This window comes from Pontibacter sp. HSC-14F20, from assembly GCF_019599265.1.
GTDB lineage: Bacteria > Bacteroidota > Bacteroidia > Cytophagales > Hymenobacteraceae > Pontibacter.
The window spans coordinates 38,886-52,921 of the sequence record NZ_JAHZTC010000015.1; the positions used below are offsets into that span (position 1 = coordinate 38,886).

At 49.9% G+C, this 14,036-nt stretch carries 12 protein-coding genes; 6 read left to right on the forward strand and 6 right to left on the reverse strand.

Annotated elements, in window-relative coordinates; genetic code table 11:
* The first annotated feature begins 32 nt into the window (after nt 1–32).
* Nucleotides 33–980 carry an aldo/keto reductase gene (locus tag K3G39_RS14585; protein WP_220626912.1) on the forward strand — a complete coding sequence of 316 codons (948 nt, stop codon included), beginning with the start codon at nt 33–35 and terminating at the stop codon, nt 978–980.
* A 136-nt stretch (nt 981–1,116) separates the two neighbouring features.
* On the opposite strand, the gene pncA is transcribed toward K3G39_RS14585, so the two are convergent.
* The 5 genes from pncA to K3G39_RS14610 all read right to left on the reverse strand — a co-directional run bounded on the left by pncA (nt 1,117) and on the right by K3G39_RS14610 (nt 7,849).
* Nucleotides 1,117–1,731 (reverse strand): bifunctional nicotinamidase/pyrazinamidase, encoded by a 615-nt coding sequence (pncA, locus tag K3G39_RS14590; protein ID WP_220626983.1) that lies wholly within the window; start codon nt 1,729–1,731, stop codon nt 1,117–1,119.
* A gap of 223 nt (nt 1,732–1,954) precedes the next feature.
* Entirely contained in the window at nt 1,955–2,668 is a 714-nt protein-coding gene (locus K3G39_RS14595) for a PIG-L deacetylase family protein (protein ID WP_220626913.1), read from the reverse strand.
* Between the two features lie 268 nt (nt 2,669–2,936).
* Nucleotides 2,937–3,500 carry a hypothetical protein gene (locus K3G39_RS14600; RefSeq protein ID WP_220626914.1) on the reverse strand — a complete coding sequence of 188 codons (564 nt, stop codon included), beginning with the start codon at nt 3,498–3,500 and terminating at the stop codon, nt 2,937–2,939.
* A gap of 166 nt (nt 3,501–3,666) precedes the next feature.
* Nucleotides 3,667–6,114 carry a TonB-dependent receptor domain-containing protein gene (locus tag K3G39_RS14605; protein ID WP_220626915.1) on the reverse strand — a complete coding sequence of 816 codons (2,448 nt, stop codon included), beginning with the start codon at nt 6,112–6,114 and terminating at the stop codon, nt 3,667–3,669.
* A 301-nt stretch (nt 6,115–6,415) separates the two neighbouring features.
* Nucleotides 6,416–7,849 (reverse strand): DEAD/DEAH box helicase, encoded by a 1,434-nt coding sequence (locus tag K3G39_RS14610; protein WP_220626984.1) that lies wholly within the window; start codon nt 7,847–7,849, stop codon nt 6,416–6,418.
* Between the two features lie 703 nt (nt 7,850–8,552).
* Here K3G39_RS14610 and K3G39_RS14615 point away from each other — a divergent pair.
* Nucleotides 8,553–9,698, forward strand: coding sequence for a CaiB/BaiF CoA-transferase family protein (locus K3G39_RS14615; protein ID WP_220626916.1), 1,146 nt, complete (start codon nt 8,553–8,555; stop codon nt 9,696–9,698).
* Nucleotides 9,699–9,820: 122 nt separating this feature from the next.
* Entirely contained in the window at nt 9,821–10,492 is a 672-nt protein-coding gene (locus tag K3G39_RS14620) for a hypothetical protein (protein ID WP_220626917.1), read from the forward strand.
* 80 nt (nt 10,493–10,572) lie between these two features.
* On the opposite strand, the gene K3G39_RS14625 is transcribed toward K3G39_RS14620, so the two are convergent.
* Nucleotides 10,573–11,331, reverse strand: a complete 759-nt coding sequence (locus K3G39_RS14625) for a phenylalanine 4-monooxygenase (RefSeq protein WP_220626918.1) — start codon at nt 11,329–11,331, stop codon at nt 10,573–10,575.
* 35 nt (nt 11,332–11,366) lie between these two features.
* Here K3G39_RS14625 and K3G39_RS14630 point away from each other — a divergent pair, with 35 nt between their 5' ends.
* From K3G39_RS14630 to K3G39_RS14640, 3 genes are all read left to right on the forward strand, one after another.
* Nucleotides 11,367–11,714, forward strand: a complete 348-nt coding sequence (locus K3G39_RS14630) for a hypothetical protein (protein WP_220626919.1) — start codon at nt 11,367–11,369, stop codon at nt 11,712–11,714.
* An 81-nt stretch (nt 11,715–11,795) separates the two neighbouring features.
* Nucleotides 11,796–12,794, forward strand: coding sequence for an alkaline phosphatase family protein (locus tag K3G39_RS14635; RefSeq protein WP_255594369.1), 999 nt, complete (start codon nt 11,796–11,798; stop codon nt 12,792–12,794).
* A gap of 74 nt (nt 12,795–12,868) precedes the next feature.
* On the forward strand, nt 12,869–14,008 hold the full coding sequence (locus K3G39_RS14640) for a hypothetical protein (RefSeq protein WP_255594371.1): 1,140 nt from the start codon (nt 12,869–12,871) through the stop codon (nt 14,006–14,008).
* The last annotated feature ends 28 nt before the right edge of the window (nt 14,009–14,036 follow it).

Below are 14,036 nucleotides of genomic sequence, written 5' to 3' on the forward strand. Positions count from 1 at the left end.
TAAGTAGGTACTTACCTTTTAATTCTGATGACATGGAAAAACGCAAGCTTGGAAATTCTGGTCTTGAGATAGCGCCCTTGGTATTTGGCGGAAATGTGTTTGGCTGGACGGCCGATGAGCCAACCTCTATAAAATTGCTGGATGCCTTTGTTGATGCCGGTTTTAACTGCATCGATACAGCCAATTCGTACTCCTCCTGGGTGCCGGGCAATACGGGTGGGGAGTCTGAAACCATCATCGGAAACTGGCTGAAGCAGCGCGGAGGCCGGGAGCAAATCATCATTGCCACCAAAGTCGGGGCCAACTTGGAAGGCAAGGGTGGCTTGAGCAAAGACTACATCCGGCAACAAGTGGAGGCTTCCCTCAAACGACTCCAGACCGACTACATTGACCTGTATCAGTCGCATTACGACGATCCGGAAACACCCATCGAAGAAACGCTGGAAGCTTATTCCAAATTGATACAGGAAGGAAAAGTACGTGCGATCGGGGCGTCGAACTTCAGCGGTGAGCGCCTGGAGAAGGCGCTGAAGGCAAGCGAACAGAACAACCTGCCGCGTTACGAGAGCTTTCAGCCGGAATACAACCTCTACGACCGCGAAGCCTACGAAAAAGAGACTGAGCCGGTCTGCACCCGGTATGGCTTGGGTGTGATCAACTATTATGCGCTGGCTAGTGGTTTCCTCACAGGCAAGTATCGCTCCGAGGCGGATTTGGGGCAGAGTCCACGGGGCCACGGCGTGAAAGATTACCTGAACGATCGCGGGTCCCGTATTTTGCAGGCGCTGGACGAAGCGGCCAAGCAGTACAGCACCACGGCAGCCAGCATATCGCTTGCCTGGCTAATGGCACGACCCAGTATTACAGCACCGATTGCCAGCGCCACCAAACTGGAGCAACTGGAGGACTTGGTAAAAGCGGCCGGGCTTAAGTTGGATCAAGCCACCATTAAAAAGTTGGACGAAGCGAGTGCCTATTAAACTTAAGCACAGGTATAGCATCAACAGCAAGAGCCGCTTTTTTAGCGGCTCTTGCTGTTGATGCTATACCTACCCGACTACTGTAGACAAGCAAGGGAACAGGTATAGCTAAAAAAAATCCGGCTGAGGAGCTGAATCAATTGGCCAGTAAGTCGCTGCTTTGAATGATTTTACCACCTTTCTCCTGTATGTCGTTGCGGGCTGCTGCGTAGCTTTCCTGGCTAATAGCGCGGATGGCATTTTCTATCACAAACGTCTCAAAACCTTCCTGCAGGGCATCTATGGCGGAGTAGTACACACAGTAGTCGGCGGCCAGGCCAGCCAGGTATAGCTGCATTACGCCTTTGCCGCGCAGGTAGTCCGCTAGGCCCGTAGACTTGAGTCGACCGTTGTCATAAAAACCGCTGTAGCTGTCAATATCGGGGTTGGTGCCTTTGCGGAAAATCGCTTCTATTTTATTTGCTTCGAGAGCAGGGGCCAGGTCAGCGCCGGATGTGCCTTGCAAACAATGGTCTGGCCATAGCACTTGCGGGAGCCCGAGCAGTTCGGTCATTTCAAATGGGTTCTTTCCTTCATGATTAGAGGCAAAGCTCTTATGCGAAGCCGGATGCCAGTCCTGCGTGGCCATTACCAAATCAAACTGCGATTGCAGGCTGTTTACAACAGGTATAATCAAGTCGCCTTCCGGCACGGCCAACGCGCCGCCAGGCATAAAATCATTCTGGATATCGACCAGAAGCAATACTTTCATAACGTTTTTTTTCAGGTATAGCGACAAGGTATAGGTATAGGCTGAGTTTTGCAATACAGCAGTTCGCATACACCCTGTGGCTATACCTGCTTTAATGGCTGGCTATACCTGAAATTCGGATTTTATTGTCCTTTGCAAGAACTCAATCTGTTTTCAGTTAGCCGTAAACTTATAATTTCTGGAAGAAGCTATAGGTGCTTAGGAGTTCCTTTGCTAAGAATTGCTAGAGTTCGTCTGTCAGGTTGGCTAAAGGCGGTTTGTGGTCTTCCTGGTAGATCTCAAAGTATACGGTGTCGCCAATCGATTCCACCACATTGGCCTGTTTGATCACGTCCTGATAGGTATCATAACAGCTCAATGCTTTTTTCATGATCTCAATATCGGCTGGGCGCGGTTTTACTTCACAGTCAATCAGGCTGGGATCGCTGTGTTTCATCAAAAATTTACCGGATTGCAGCGGTTGCGCTGTTTTGTTGGGCAGCGTCAGAAAAGCAAGTCGTTTGAGGTAGTAAGCGCCACTGTCGCGCAGTTCCAGGTATAGGCGCTTGATGACGGCGTGCATCACCAGGTGGTCGTGAAAGCCGCTCACGCCATGCACGGGGTACGACACAATCAGTTGCGGCTTAATCTGCCGGATATGCGCTTCTACTGTTTTCTCGATTTCGCGTGGGTCCATTTCGGCAAGGCCATTGTCGGGCAGGTCGAGCACCGTCATACCTGTCAGGCCCAGTACCCGCTCCACAGCCAGCATCTCCTTATACCTGACCTCGCCCATCTCCTCTACACTTAGCCCCAACTCGTGCCGCACCTTGGTAGCACCGCCGCGCGTGAGGGTTAGCAGGTATACCTCATGGCCCTGTTCCAGCTGCTGCCACATGACAGGAGCGGGGCCAAAGGATTCATCATCAGGATGCGGGAAAATGTAGAGGATGCGCATAGCGGTGCCGGTTTAAATGTTGGTTTATACTTAAACGAGCATATGCAAGAGAACGGTTAAGGAATTGCGGTCGCCCACAGCGAGAGAGCACATTGATTCAGGTTATACCTGCAAGGCTTTCTAAAATTAAAATTTCCTTGATCAACCATAAGGAATCTCTTGGGGTTGAGTTTACTAAATCATGTTATAGCCTAAAGTGTGGCCTATCCAGGTATAGGTCAGCTTAAGCACAAAGCCGGCCGGATGACCGGTGGTAACAGTTTGATTTTTAGAACCGGTATCCGATTCTCAGACGCAGGTCAAATTCGACCTCTCTGGTGTTTTCAGAGTAGCCTGCTCCTTTGGCAAAAACATGCCTGTAGCCTAGCCCGACTCCTGTTTCGTAATTAAAATGGGCTCCGATATTTCTTCTTATCCCCCAGGTAGGTATAATAGTTACCTGATGTAGTACATTGATATTGTCGTAATTTGAAATGACAAACCAGTCGGGAATGTAGGCGGTTCGCAGGGAAATGAAATTGCCGCTGTTCCCGGAGATCTCCTTTGACTTCAGACTTCTTTTGTTCAGATTATAGTAGAGTTTTGGCTCCAGGAAGAACATCGGAGTCAGGATGAACCCTGTTTTATCGTAAAAGCTTCCTCCAAAAATCCCGCTTGTGAAACCGGCTTCGCTTCTTAAGGCTAATTTGTTGGATAGTCTGGCTTCGTTGTGCGCCCAGATTCCCAGAAAACCTACCTGGATTCCGGATATTGATCTTTCTACACTGGCATCCTGGGCTTTTGATACAAGTGCTAGACTAAGAAGGGCAAGGGTTAGTAAGACTGTTTTCATATGGGTTGCTTGAGTGGTTTGTTGCGAAGGTATAGCCGGCATTTCACACACTGGACTCCAGAATTTCTAAGTGCGACAGAATCAGTTTTATCAGCATCACAGGCTTTTTTAAGTAAGACCGGGAGCAACATCACAGTGCGGCTCCCGGAACTGACCTAACAAAATCTTAATTCGCGCCGCTTCCGCCTTGCTGTTCGCCGGCTTTCACGTCGTCGTTTTTAATGCCGCGTTTCTTACGGGCAATATCTCCTTTCAGCTTGCCAAACCGGTAGTTGAAGCCAACACTGTAGCGGCGCATCAAAGAGTAATTCTCCTGGTGCTGGGTGAAACGCTGGTCGTTGATTTCGTTTAGGAAGCGGCGGTTTTTCTGAAACGGACTGTTCACCGAGAAACTGATCGTCGCTTTATTGTCTTTCAGAAACTGCTTGTTCACCGAAATACTGTTCCAGACATAGCCGGCTGAGCGGCCCTGCAGCATGATGCGGGAGGAATAGTAGCCAATGTTGCCGCTCGCACGCCAGCCTTTCTCAAAGCGGTAGCTCGAGTAGCCGAACACATTGTAAGTAAAGCCCTCGTTATTCTGAGGCACACCGTCGATCACGCTGGTCAGTTTTACATAATTGGTTGTGGAATTCAGGTTGATGCTCAGCTTCTTAAAAAAGGTAGTATTGCCGCTCAGCGAGAAGCCATACGTCTGGTTACGGCCTATGTTACCATAAGTGGTGCGGGCAACGGTGTCGGCGCCGAGTGTGGTAAAGCTCTGGATAGAGTTGTTGGTGAAGTTGTGGAAGATACTTGCGTTAATAGAGGTTCCTTTCACGAAAGTGCTGTAAGCCAGGTTGAATACATTATTGGTAGCCGGGTCCAGCTTCGGGTTACCGTAACTGATGTTGAGTGGGTCAATCTGGTTTACGTAGGGGTTCAGGTAGTAGAGGCTCGGCCGCTCGATGCGCTGGGTATAGGACAGGCGCATGGTGCTGGCTCCCTTTAACTTACGCGACAATGTGATGTTCGGGATCAGGTTAAAATAGTCTGGTGTGGCTACCGTGCCGGATGACTTAAAGTTGGCGTCAATCTTAGTTTTTTCCAGACGGGCACCTGTTTTCAGGCCCCAATCGCCTTTTTTAAGGCTAAGTGAGGTATAGGCCGCATAAATGTCTTGCCGGTAGTCAAAATTATTGGTCAGCTTATCGTCAATTACAAAGTTGCCAGTTTCAGGGTTCTGGTTGCTGTAGAAGTAGTCGCTGCTGTTGAGGCGGAAGATCGTCTTCACACCGAGTTCAAGCGTATGCTTCTTGATTGGTTGCACATAATCGGCCTGCATGGTGTGCTCCAAGGAGCTACCGTCATTGTCAGTTTGGCTCACCTGACCATTGAAATTGAGTACAGGGTCTAATATAAAATCCGAACCGCTTCCGTTGATGCTGTTGTTGAGGCGGTAGGAGAGCGTAAACAGCTGGTCTTTGCTCTTCTTGAACGTGCGCTGATAATCTGCTCCTAAGTCATAGCCTTTCCAGGTATAATCGCCGTTGTTCAGGCGGGTATAAGCCTGTGACAGAGCACCGCTAGCATCAAAAAGATCGACACGCTGCGTCAGGAAATTATTGCCTGTGTTCGAGTTCATGCTGAAGTTGGCGGTGAAGAGGTTAAGTGTGTCCATTTCAAAGCTGAACTCGCCGCTGGCGTACTGGTAAGTGTTATCGTTGCGGCTTTCACCCACTTGCTCTAGTATGGTCTGGCGTATTTTATCTTCTCTGTACAGGTTGTTGCTATTGGGAGGGCTGTAGTAAGAGCCTGTGCCAAAGTACCCTGAAAAGCCTGCCTTGCCGGCCTTGGCCGTCAGGTAGCCGCCAACGTTAGCACCTTTGGGACTGGAAGCCTGCGCATGCACAGAGCCATTATACCCACCGATGTTTTTCTTGTGCGTGATGATGTTGATGATGCCGCCTACTCCTTCAGCCTCATACTTTGAAGGCGGATTCGTGATCACCTCGATACTTTTGATGGTGCTGGCCGGCATACTTCGGAACACATCCTTGGGGCTGCGCACAAACAGCGATGAGGTTTTGCCATTCACGAGCACGCGGTAGTTGCTGTTGCCGTTCAGTTTAATGTTGTCTTCTGCATCCAGGCTCAGTAGAGGCACTTTGCGCAGCATGTCCAGCGCCGTCATGGTCTGGCTTTCGGGGTCGGCATCTACGTTGTAGGTGAGCTTGTCAATGTCCTGCTCCACGAGTAGCTTCTCTGTCACGATCTGCACTTCTTTCAGTTGCTTAGCCGAGGATACAAGCGGTAGTTTACCTAAATCGATGGTGTTGCCGGTAAAGGCGGGAAGAGGCAACACTTTGGTTTTGTAGCCCACATACGAGAGAACCAGTTGGTACTGCTTCATCTCAAGGCCTGTCAGTTCAAAGGAGCCGTTGTCTTTTGTGAAAGTACTTTTGATCGTTTGATTTTTACCTGTCTCCTGCACTACCACCGTTACATAGTCCAGGGTGGCTTGAGTGGCAGAGTCGGCTACTATACCTTTAATAGTGCCTGTCGGTGTTGGGGATTGGGCATAAGCCATGCAAGCCAGGCACCAGAGCAGTGCCAGCAGTAAAGTTTGTTTCATTTAGTTATAGAATTGTTTGGATGACGCAATCGGTACCAACAGGCTTTACCAGCCTTGCCTCTGCACTTTACTTAAGTCTCAACTGATAGTAAATACAGGGAGCTTAATCAGTAACGATTAGAAAGGTATTAAATAATATATATAAATCTGTAAATATTAGATAAAACTTCCTTTTCTATAGATGAAAAAGGCTATTGATGCCGATGAAGCTGAGGAGCCATGGGGTATAAAAGTGCGGCTGAAAGAGGGCAGGGTGCTGTTAAACAAAAAGAGCCGCTCGGTCAGGAGCGGCTCTTTTTGTTTAGTTATTGTCTTGGGGCACCTGTTGGCTGCTGTTGCCCGGCGGATTGTCTGACTTGTCTCTGTTTTTATTGCGATTGCGGTTTCTGTTGCGGTGCGGTTTCTTCTCGCCTCCCGCACCTTCTGCACCCGGAGCTCTTTCGCCTGTTGCGGCCGGAGTCTGGTTGGCTAATTTCACCGGACGGTCGTTACCTTCGTTAGCTGCTGCTGGCTTAGGGCCTTTATTTCTGTTGCGGTCTTTGTTGCCTCCTTCGCTACCACGGCCACCTGCTGGTTTACCGCCACCTTGTCTGCCACCAGGTCGTGCACCGCCTTTGCCTCCACGCCCGAAATCACGACGGGTCGGGTCGTATGCAGGCGCAGCACCAAAACCTTCCGGAAGAGGTAACTTTGGCAGGTCGCGCTCAATCAGTCGCTCCACTTTGTGCACACGGTACATGTCATTCTCGTTCACAAACGTGATGGCCATACCTGTAGACGCAGCACGGGCCGTACGGCCTACGCGGTGCACATAGTCTTCTGCATCCTGTGGCATGTCAAAGTTGACCACGTGGCTCAGGCTGTCGATGTCTATACCTCTGGAGAGGATGTCAGTGGCCACCAGAATCTGGTACTTTTTGTTCTTAAAGCCTTGCAGCGCCTTCTCGCGCTCTTCTTGTGTCAGGTCCGACATGATGCCCTCGGCTTCGAAGCCCATTTTGCGCAGCGAGCGCACAATCTGGTTCACATTCGATTTGCGGGACGTGAAGATGATCATGTTCTGCACTTCCAGCTCCCGAATCAAATGCTCCAGCAAAGGCAGCTTCTGGTTGTCGTAGGTCAGGTATAGGCGCTGGTCTATACCTTCAGCAGGCTTGGAAATGGCCAGGTTAATTTCAGAAGGCTCCTGCAAAATCTGCTGAGCCAGGTCACGAATTTTCTTTGGCATGGTAGCCGAGAAGAGGAGTGTCTGACGCTCCGTTGGCAGGGCTCGCACAATCTTCAGGATGTCATCCATAAAGCCCATGTCCAACATCTTATCGGCCTCATCGAGCACCAGGTGCTGCAACTGGTCTAGCTTTACATAGCCCAGGGCCATATGCGACATCAGGCGACCCGGCGTGGCAATAATAATATCGGCTCCGCTGGTAAGGGCCCGCTTCTGCTGATCCCACTCGTCGCCTTTGCTGCCACCATAAATGGCAATAGAGCTTACCGGGGCATAATAGCCCAAACCCTCTACCTGCTCGTCAATCTGCTTGGCTAACTCACGGGTGGGTACAAGTATAAGTGTGCTGGTGAAATCAGTATTAGTATGCGAGATGCGGTCGATGAGTGGCAATAGATACGCTGCTGTTTTACCTGTACCGGTCTGGGCACAGGCTATCACGTCTTTTCGCTCAAGTATGAGCGGTATAGCCATCTGCTGTACCGGGGTCGCGGTATTGTATCCCATCGACTCAATTCCGGTGATCACGTCTTCGTGAAGGTTAAATGAACGAAAATCCAAAATTATCTCCTTAAAATTATTTTTATGGCCTAGCGGCCTCTAAACCGCATTTATTGTGGTAAAGATACGATTATTATACCTTATTCGAGAAAAATTTAAAAGTTGATGTTATTTATCTTCAAAATTATATTAATATTGCATCGTCAATCAGTGAAGAATATAACAATACATTTAAAAATTTGGTTAGGTATTTAAAAAGTTCAAAGAATTAGAAAACCGCTATATAGATAGAAGGCTTTAAATTTAAATGAAAACCAAGAATACTTATTACTGTTATATAACTTAAGCAATATTTAGTTTTAATTACATAGATTTTTTTATATTAAGGCCGAAACATTTAGTCAAGTGCGGCGTAAATAAGCCCAAAGTGATATAAACAATCATCTTAAAACATATAAAAGAAAGATTTATTTAAATTTAAAATGAAAAAAGCTATACAAGAATCTCCGAACTTTTATCTTCTACTAGGTGTAAACATCATCAATGCTATTTTCATCTTGATATAGTACACCTCCTGATCGGAACCTAATTACAAAACATAGCGAAAACATACTGGCAGCTCTTCTTCGGAAGGGCTGCTTTTTTTATCCCCTTTTTGATAGCTTTGTTCCTGAGGCAATGATGCGCGCTATACCTATACCTGACTACAATGGCAGAACCTGTTTTTAAAGAGATGCTGGTGCTGGAGCTGGCCAGTGTGCTGGCGGGCCCGAGTGTGGGGCAGTTTTTTGCAGAGTTGGGCGCTACCGTCGTGAAGCTGGAAAATGCAGCGACCGGCGGCGATGTAACACGCAGTTGGAAACTGGCAGGAGAACAAAATAATGTGTCGGCTTACTTCTCAGCGGCAAACTGGGGCAAACTCTCCCTAGGGCTTGATATTACCGAGCTACAAGCACTGGAGGCTGTGCACAAACTGGCGGCCAAAGCGGATGTCGTTATTGCTAGCTACAAGCCCGGTGACGCGGAGAAACTGCAAGTAGATTACCATACGCTTGCCCTGCTAAACCCAGGCCTGGTATACGGACACATTACCGGCTATGGCCTGGAAGACCAGCGGGCTGGTTACGATGCCGTGATCCAGGCGGAGAGCGGGTTTATGTACATGAATGGCTCCCCGGACGGACCTCCCACCAAAATGCCTGTCGCACTGATGGATATTCTGGCAGCGCATCAACTGAAGGAAGGTATCCTGACCGCACTTCTGCAGCGGGGACGCACCGGCAAAGGCAGCTTTGTGCAGGTTTCGCTGTTTGACGCGGCGGTGTCAGCGCTGGCTAATCAGGGGACAAACTACCTGGTGGCGGGGCATAGTCCGCAGCGTATGGGATCGGAGCACCCTAATATTGTGCCTTATGGCAGTGTGTTCACCTGTAAAGACGGTCTGCAGCTGGTGCTTGCCATTGGCGACGACCGACAGTTCAGGCGCCTGTGCCAGGCATTGGGAGATGCCGCCCTGGCTGATATGCCTGCCTTTGCCGGTAATCGTGCCAGAGTGCAGCACCGGGATGAAGTAAACCAACAATTAAAGAAGCTGATCAGTCAGCAGGAGCGTGCTGAGTTGCTGCAGGAGCTACACAGACTGCATGTACCGGCTGGCGCCGTCAACAGCGTGTCAGAAGTATTTGAACAGCCGCAGGCAAGGCGTATGTTACTTACCCAACCCAATGGCCCGAGCGGCATCAGGCAGGTAGCTTTTGTGATGGAAGGTGCGATAACTGATGAAGTAGCGCCTCCACCGGCCTTTGCACAGCACCAGAGCCAGGTTCTGGGTATGCTTAAAAACCCTACAATGTAAAGCGAGTACTATTGAGCAGCGTATAAATGGCTTCGTAGTGAGATAAAAGTCTCAGAAATCTGCTGAATAACTATTTACAAAAGATTAGAGTAAAAAATACAGCACCCGAAAATAACGCAAGTATGAAAGATAGACTCGACGATATAATACAAGGCCTGCAGCAAAAGTCGGCCACCAAGCAGGCTATTTACCGCAATACCCACCAAACCTTCACCCGCATGAAGGAGATCTCGCAGGAGATTGTGGACGAACTGACCAGCCGGATCACGACGCACAATGCCGATGTGGTAATCGAGTACAAAGCCATCAGCGACCTGGAGTTTCAGATCAAGTTCTCAGGCGATCTGCTCGTTTTTGTGATGCACTCCAACATTATTACCTTTCCGGATGATTACGAGATCATGCGCAACGATTATGTAGAAGAAGATTTCAGGCGCCGCTTTTTTGGGCACATCATGGCTTATAACTTCATGGCCGACACCATTAAGTATAATCGCCTCGACGACCCGGGTTACCTGGTGGGCCGCATGCTGATCAACATCGAAAACCACTTTTTGATAGAAGGGGTCAAGCAAATGGATCTGCCTTACGACCGCATCGCCCGTAACGTAATCAGCGACGACATGCTGCGCCTGATTGTGGAAAGTGCCATGATCGCGGCTGTGAACAACGACCTGATGGGGCAGGATGTGTCGGATATTGAGCGCATTACCTACAAGCAGAAACTCGAAAACTCCCAGCTTTCAAGGCCGCGTAAACTGGGCTTTATGGTCAGTCACGAGCTCACACACTAACCTTTCAGGTATAGCTTAACAAATAATTCCGCCCGCAGCAGGTAACTTATACCTGTCGCGGGCGGAATTTGCTTTTAAGGCTAAATGGTAGCAGCCTGAACTTCTTGTATGCGTAGCTGCTGCAAGGCCGCCTCTATTGCTGGCAGACTGTGGAGCAATTGCTCAAAACTTTCGATGCAAAAGTACTGGCTCTGGAAAGTCTCTTTAATATAGGTGGTGTCCAGAATATGATTCACATTAAAGTCAAACTTTACGCTCTCATCGGATACAGACAGGTTGCTCTCGCCTACGGATGACAGGATGCCGGCCCCATAAATCTGCGCTTTCTGGCCCGGCATGCGGAACAAACCGAACTCGATGGTATACCAGTAGATGCGCGTAAGACGGTCGATGATATCGGGGCGGTCGAGGTGGGAGAGGGCCAGTTCAGATAGCTTGGCCAAAAACTCGCAGTATACCGGTATGGTGAGCAACGGCACGTGGCCAAACACATCATGAAACATATCAGGCTCCTCGAGGTAGTCGAGTTGGTCCATGCGGCGCACCCATACCGTGGCCGGAAAGCGCTTGCTGGCGATTAGTTGAAAGAACAGGGCATCGTCGACAATGCCGGGCGCTGCCACCACTTCAAAGCCTGTCAGCGGCTTCAGTTTTTGATTGATCTCCCGGAAATCAGGTATACGGTCGCGGCTGAAGCCGACTTTGTCAAGCCCTTCTATAAACTCAGGTATAGCCTTGTCGGGGAGGTTGCGCAACTGGCGGTCGTAGAGGATGGCCCATACCTGGTGGTTCTCTGGCGTGTAGTTGCTGTAGTGCTGTGTCAGGTTCATGTCTGTCATCTTATTTGAATTTGAATTTTTGGAATAGGTATAACATGAAAAAAGCAGAGCGAAAGCTCTGCTTCAGTTGTATCAGTTCAGGTATGCCTGTTGGCTCTTTTTCCTGTTTAGTTGCGGTTTATGAGTCGCCTGATTGCCTGAGAGAGCGCAGTAGAGCAGCGGTAATAATAACCGTAGCAATAATAGGCGGCACGATAGCAATCAGCGGAAACAGCAGGCAGCAGCACATGGCCGAGTGGCAATGGCAATGGGAGGGTCGCTATGGCTGCTGGTGTATGCATTTATCTTTAGATGGTCGCAATGAAGCAATTATCAGGAGTAAACGCAAATTATTCTGCCGGGTTTTTCCGATTATTTTGATCGTCTTCTGGCTGCTTGCCTGAACTTCTGGGGAATTCGTATACCTAGGTATAGGAGTTTATGTTCTTTTATTTGTGTCAGGTATGGGAGCACTCCCCGGATTTTTGAAGCGACAACAGGCTGGTTGGCAATACATGCTGCTGATTGTGGCTACAACCGCCCTGCTTAGCTCGTGTGCTGCAACAGGTGGAGGAGCCGGCGGGCTGCGTACTGAAAATGTGATCATCCTGGTAATAGACGGGGTGCGCTACTCTGAAACCTGGGGTGCCGTGCCGGGGGTTATACCTAACATGTCGCAACGCCTGATGCCACAGGGTACCTTTTGCAATAACTTCCGGAACGACGGCTTTACCTATACGAACTCCGGCCATACCGCCATCACCACAGGTATAAGCCAACCTATTGACAACTACGGAACTGAACTCCCCGCCAATCCTTCTTTCTTGCAGCTCTGGCTTAAACAGACAGGCAAACCTGCCACTGCTGCCTGGATCGTGTCGAGTAAAGACAAGCTCGATATTCTGGGAAACACCCTGCATCCGGACTGGCAAAACCAGGCGCTGCCCTCGCTCAACTGCGGCGTCAGCGGCCCCGGCAGCGGCTACCGGGCTGACTCCCTGACACTGATAGAGGTGCTCAAGGTGCTGCAAACCCAACAACCGAACCTGATGCTGATCAACTTTATGGAGCCCGATGGCTATGCTCACGCAGGCAACTGGGAGCATTATGTGCGCGGCATTTCCCGTAGCGACCGCTATGCAAAACAACTCTGGGATTTCCTGCAAAAAGACATGCACTACCGCAAAAAAACGACGCTGCTGATTACCACCGACCATGGCCGCCATCTGGATACAGTGGACGGTGGCTGGGTAGAGCACGGCGATGACTGCGAAGGCTGCCGGCGCATCAGCCTGCTGTCACTGGGACCTGACTTCCGGAAAGGCGGATTTGTAGAAACAAAGTATACGCTGGTGGATATTTCGGCCACCGTGGCCCCGATGTTGGGTATAGCTTTTCCTCAATCGGAAGGGGCGGTGATGAAAGAGCTGTTTACGCGGAAAAGTTTGCGCAGGCTACCGGCTGGTACCGTACCTATACCCTGATGCCTATACCTGATTTCAGGTATAGCTTTTTTTGATTTTGAATGCTACGGGCTGCATCGTTTATTTTCCTGTCTATGGCAGCTTCCCGGATTTTTGGTGGTTTTAGACATGGGCTATACCTGTTTGTGTGGGCCGCAATGCTATACCTGCCGCTGCGGGGTATGGCGCAGGTATACGCAACCGAGGGCCAGCCTTTAGAGGTTCAGCAAAACGGGCAGGCAGCTCAACCTAAAGACCTTTTTTCAGAAGACTCGCTGCTCAGGTTTACACTTGTGGTTAACTACCAGCGGCTGCTGAAAGATCGGGGCGATGAAAGGCAGTATCACACCGCCACGCTTTCGTATGTGGAAAACTCAGGCACTGTTGTGACTCTGCCGCTCCGGGTAATGGTGCGCGGCAACCGCCGCCGGGATGCTACGGTCTGCCGTTTCCCGCCGCTCATGCTCAACCTGATCCGCAAGAAGATGCCCGCAGGAACCATTTTTGAAGGTCAGAACAAGTTAAAGCTGGTAACACACTGCGTCGGCGAAGAATATGTGCTGCGGGAATACCTCGTGTATAAGGTATACAACCTATTGTCTGAAGAGAGTTATCGGGTGCGCTTGTGCCAGGTTACCTACCAGGACAGCATTGGAAGACGGAAGGAGGAAGTACGCTATGCCTTTCTGATAGAAGACGACAAGGCCATGGCTAAACGCACCAAACTGAAGCTCATACCTGGCAAAAGAATCATCGGGATGGAGCACCTCAATCAACTGGCTATGGCGCGGCTGGCCCTCTTTCAGTACATGATCGGCAATACGGACTGGTCAGTGCCCTACCGCCACAACATCGACCTGCTGGCACCTGACTCACTTTCGGTGCCCACCCCCGTACCTTTCGACTTTGACTACGCAGGTATAGTCGGCACTCCGTATGCTGCACCGCCGCCTGAGCTAGGTATAAAATCGGTGAAAGAGCGTCTGTACCGGGCATACAGTTTTCCGGAAAATGTGCATCGGGAAGTCGTCAATACTTTCAACGCCCACCGCACCCCGATCTATGCGGTATACAGGCAGTGTGAGTCTTTGAGTAAATCAGGCTTGCGTAAGACGCTTGGTTACCTGGACGAGTTTTACAGCATCATCAACAACCCGCGCAAGTTTGAGCGTGAAATCGTGAAAGTGGGCGAGCGCAACGAGAAAGCGTACGTGACCGTGAGAGGCCTGAAATGAAATCGCCGGAACAAACAGGTTGCTCCGG

Coding starts and splice junctions, on each gene's coding strand:
- K3G39_RS14585 (WP_220626912.1), top strand. CDS start 33: ATGGAAAAACGCAAGCTTGGAAATTCTGGTCTTGAGATAGCGCCCTTG.
- pncA (WP_220626983.1), bottom strand. CDS start 1,731: ATGAAAGTATTGCTTCTGGTCGATATCCAGAATGATTTTATGCCTGGC.
- K3G39_RS14595 (WP_220626913.1), bottom strand. CDS start 2,668: ATGCGCATCCTCTACATTTTCCCGCATCCTGATGATGAATCCTTTGGC.
- K3G39_RS14600 (WP_220626914.1), bottom strand. CDS start 3,500: ATGAAAACAGTCTTACTAACCCTTGCCCTTCTTAGTCTAGCACTTGTA.
- K3G39_RS14605 (WP_220626915.1), bottom strand. CDS start 6,114: ATGAAACAAACTTTACTGCTGGCACTGCTCTGGTGCCTGGCTTGCATG.
- K3G39_RS14610 (WP_220626984.1), bottom strand. CDS start 7,849: ATGGGATACAATACCGCGACCCCGGTACAGCAGATGGCTATACCGCTC.
- K3G39_RS14615 (WP_220626916.1), top strand. CDS start 8,553: ATGGCAGAACCTGTTTTTAAAGAGATGCTGGTGCTGGAGCTGGCCAGT.
- K3G39_RS14620 (WP_220626917.1), top strand. CDS start 9,821: ATGAAAGATAGACTCGACGATATAATACAAGGCCTGCAGCAAAAGTCG.
- K3G39_RS14625 (WP_220626918.1), bottom strand. CDS start 11,331: ATGACAGACATGAACCTGACACAGCACTACAGCAACTACACGCCAGAG.
- K3G39_RS14630 (WP_220626919.1), top strand. CDS start 11,367: ATGAAAAAAGCAGAGCGAAAGCTCTGCTTCAGTTGTATCAGTTCAGGT.
- K3G39_RS14640 (WP_255594371.1), top strand. CDS start 12,869: ATGGCAGCTTCCCGGATTTTTGGTGGTTTTAGACATGGGCTATACCTG.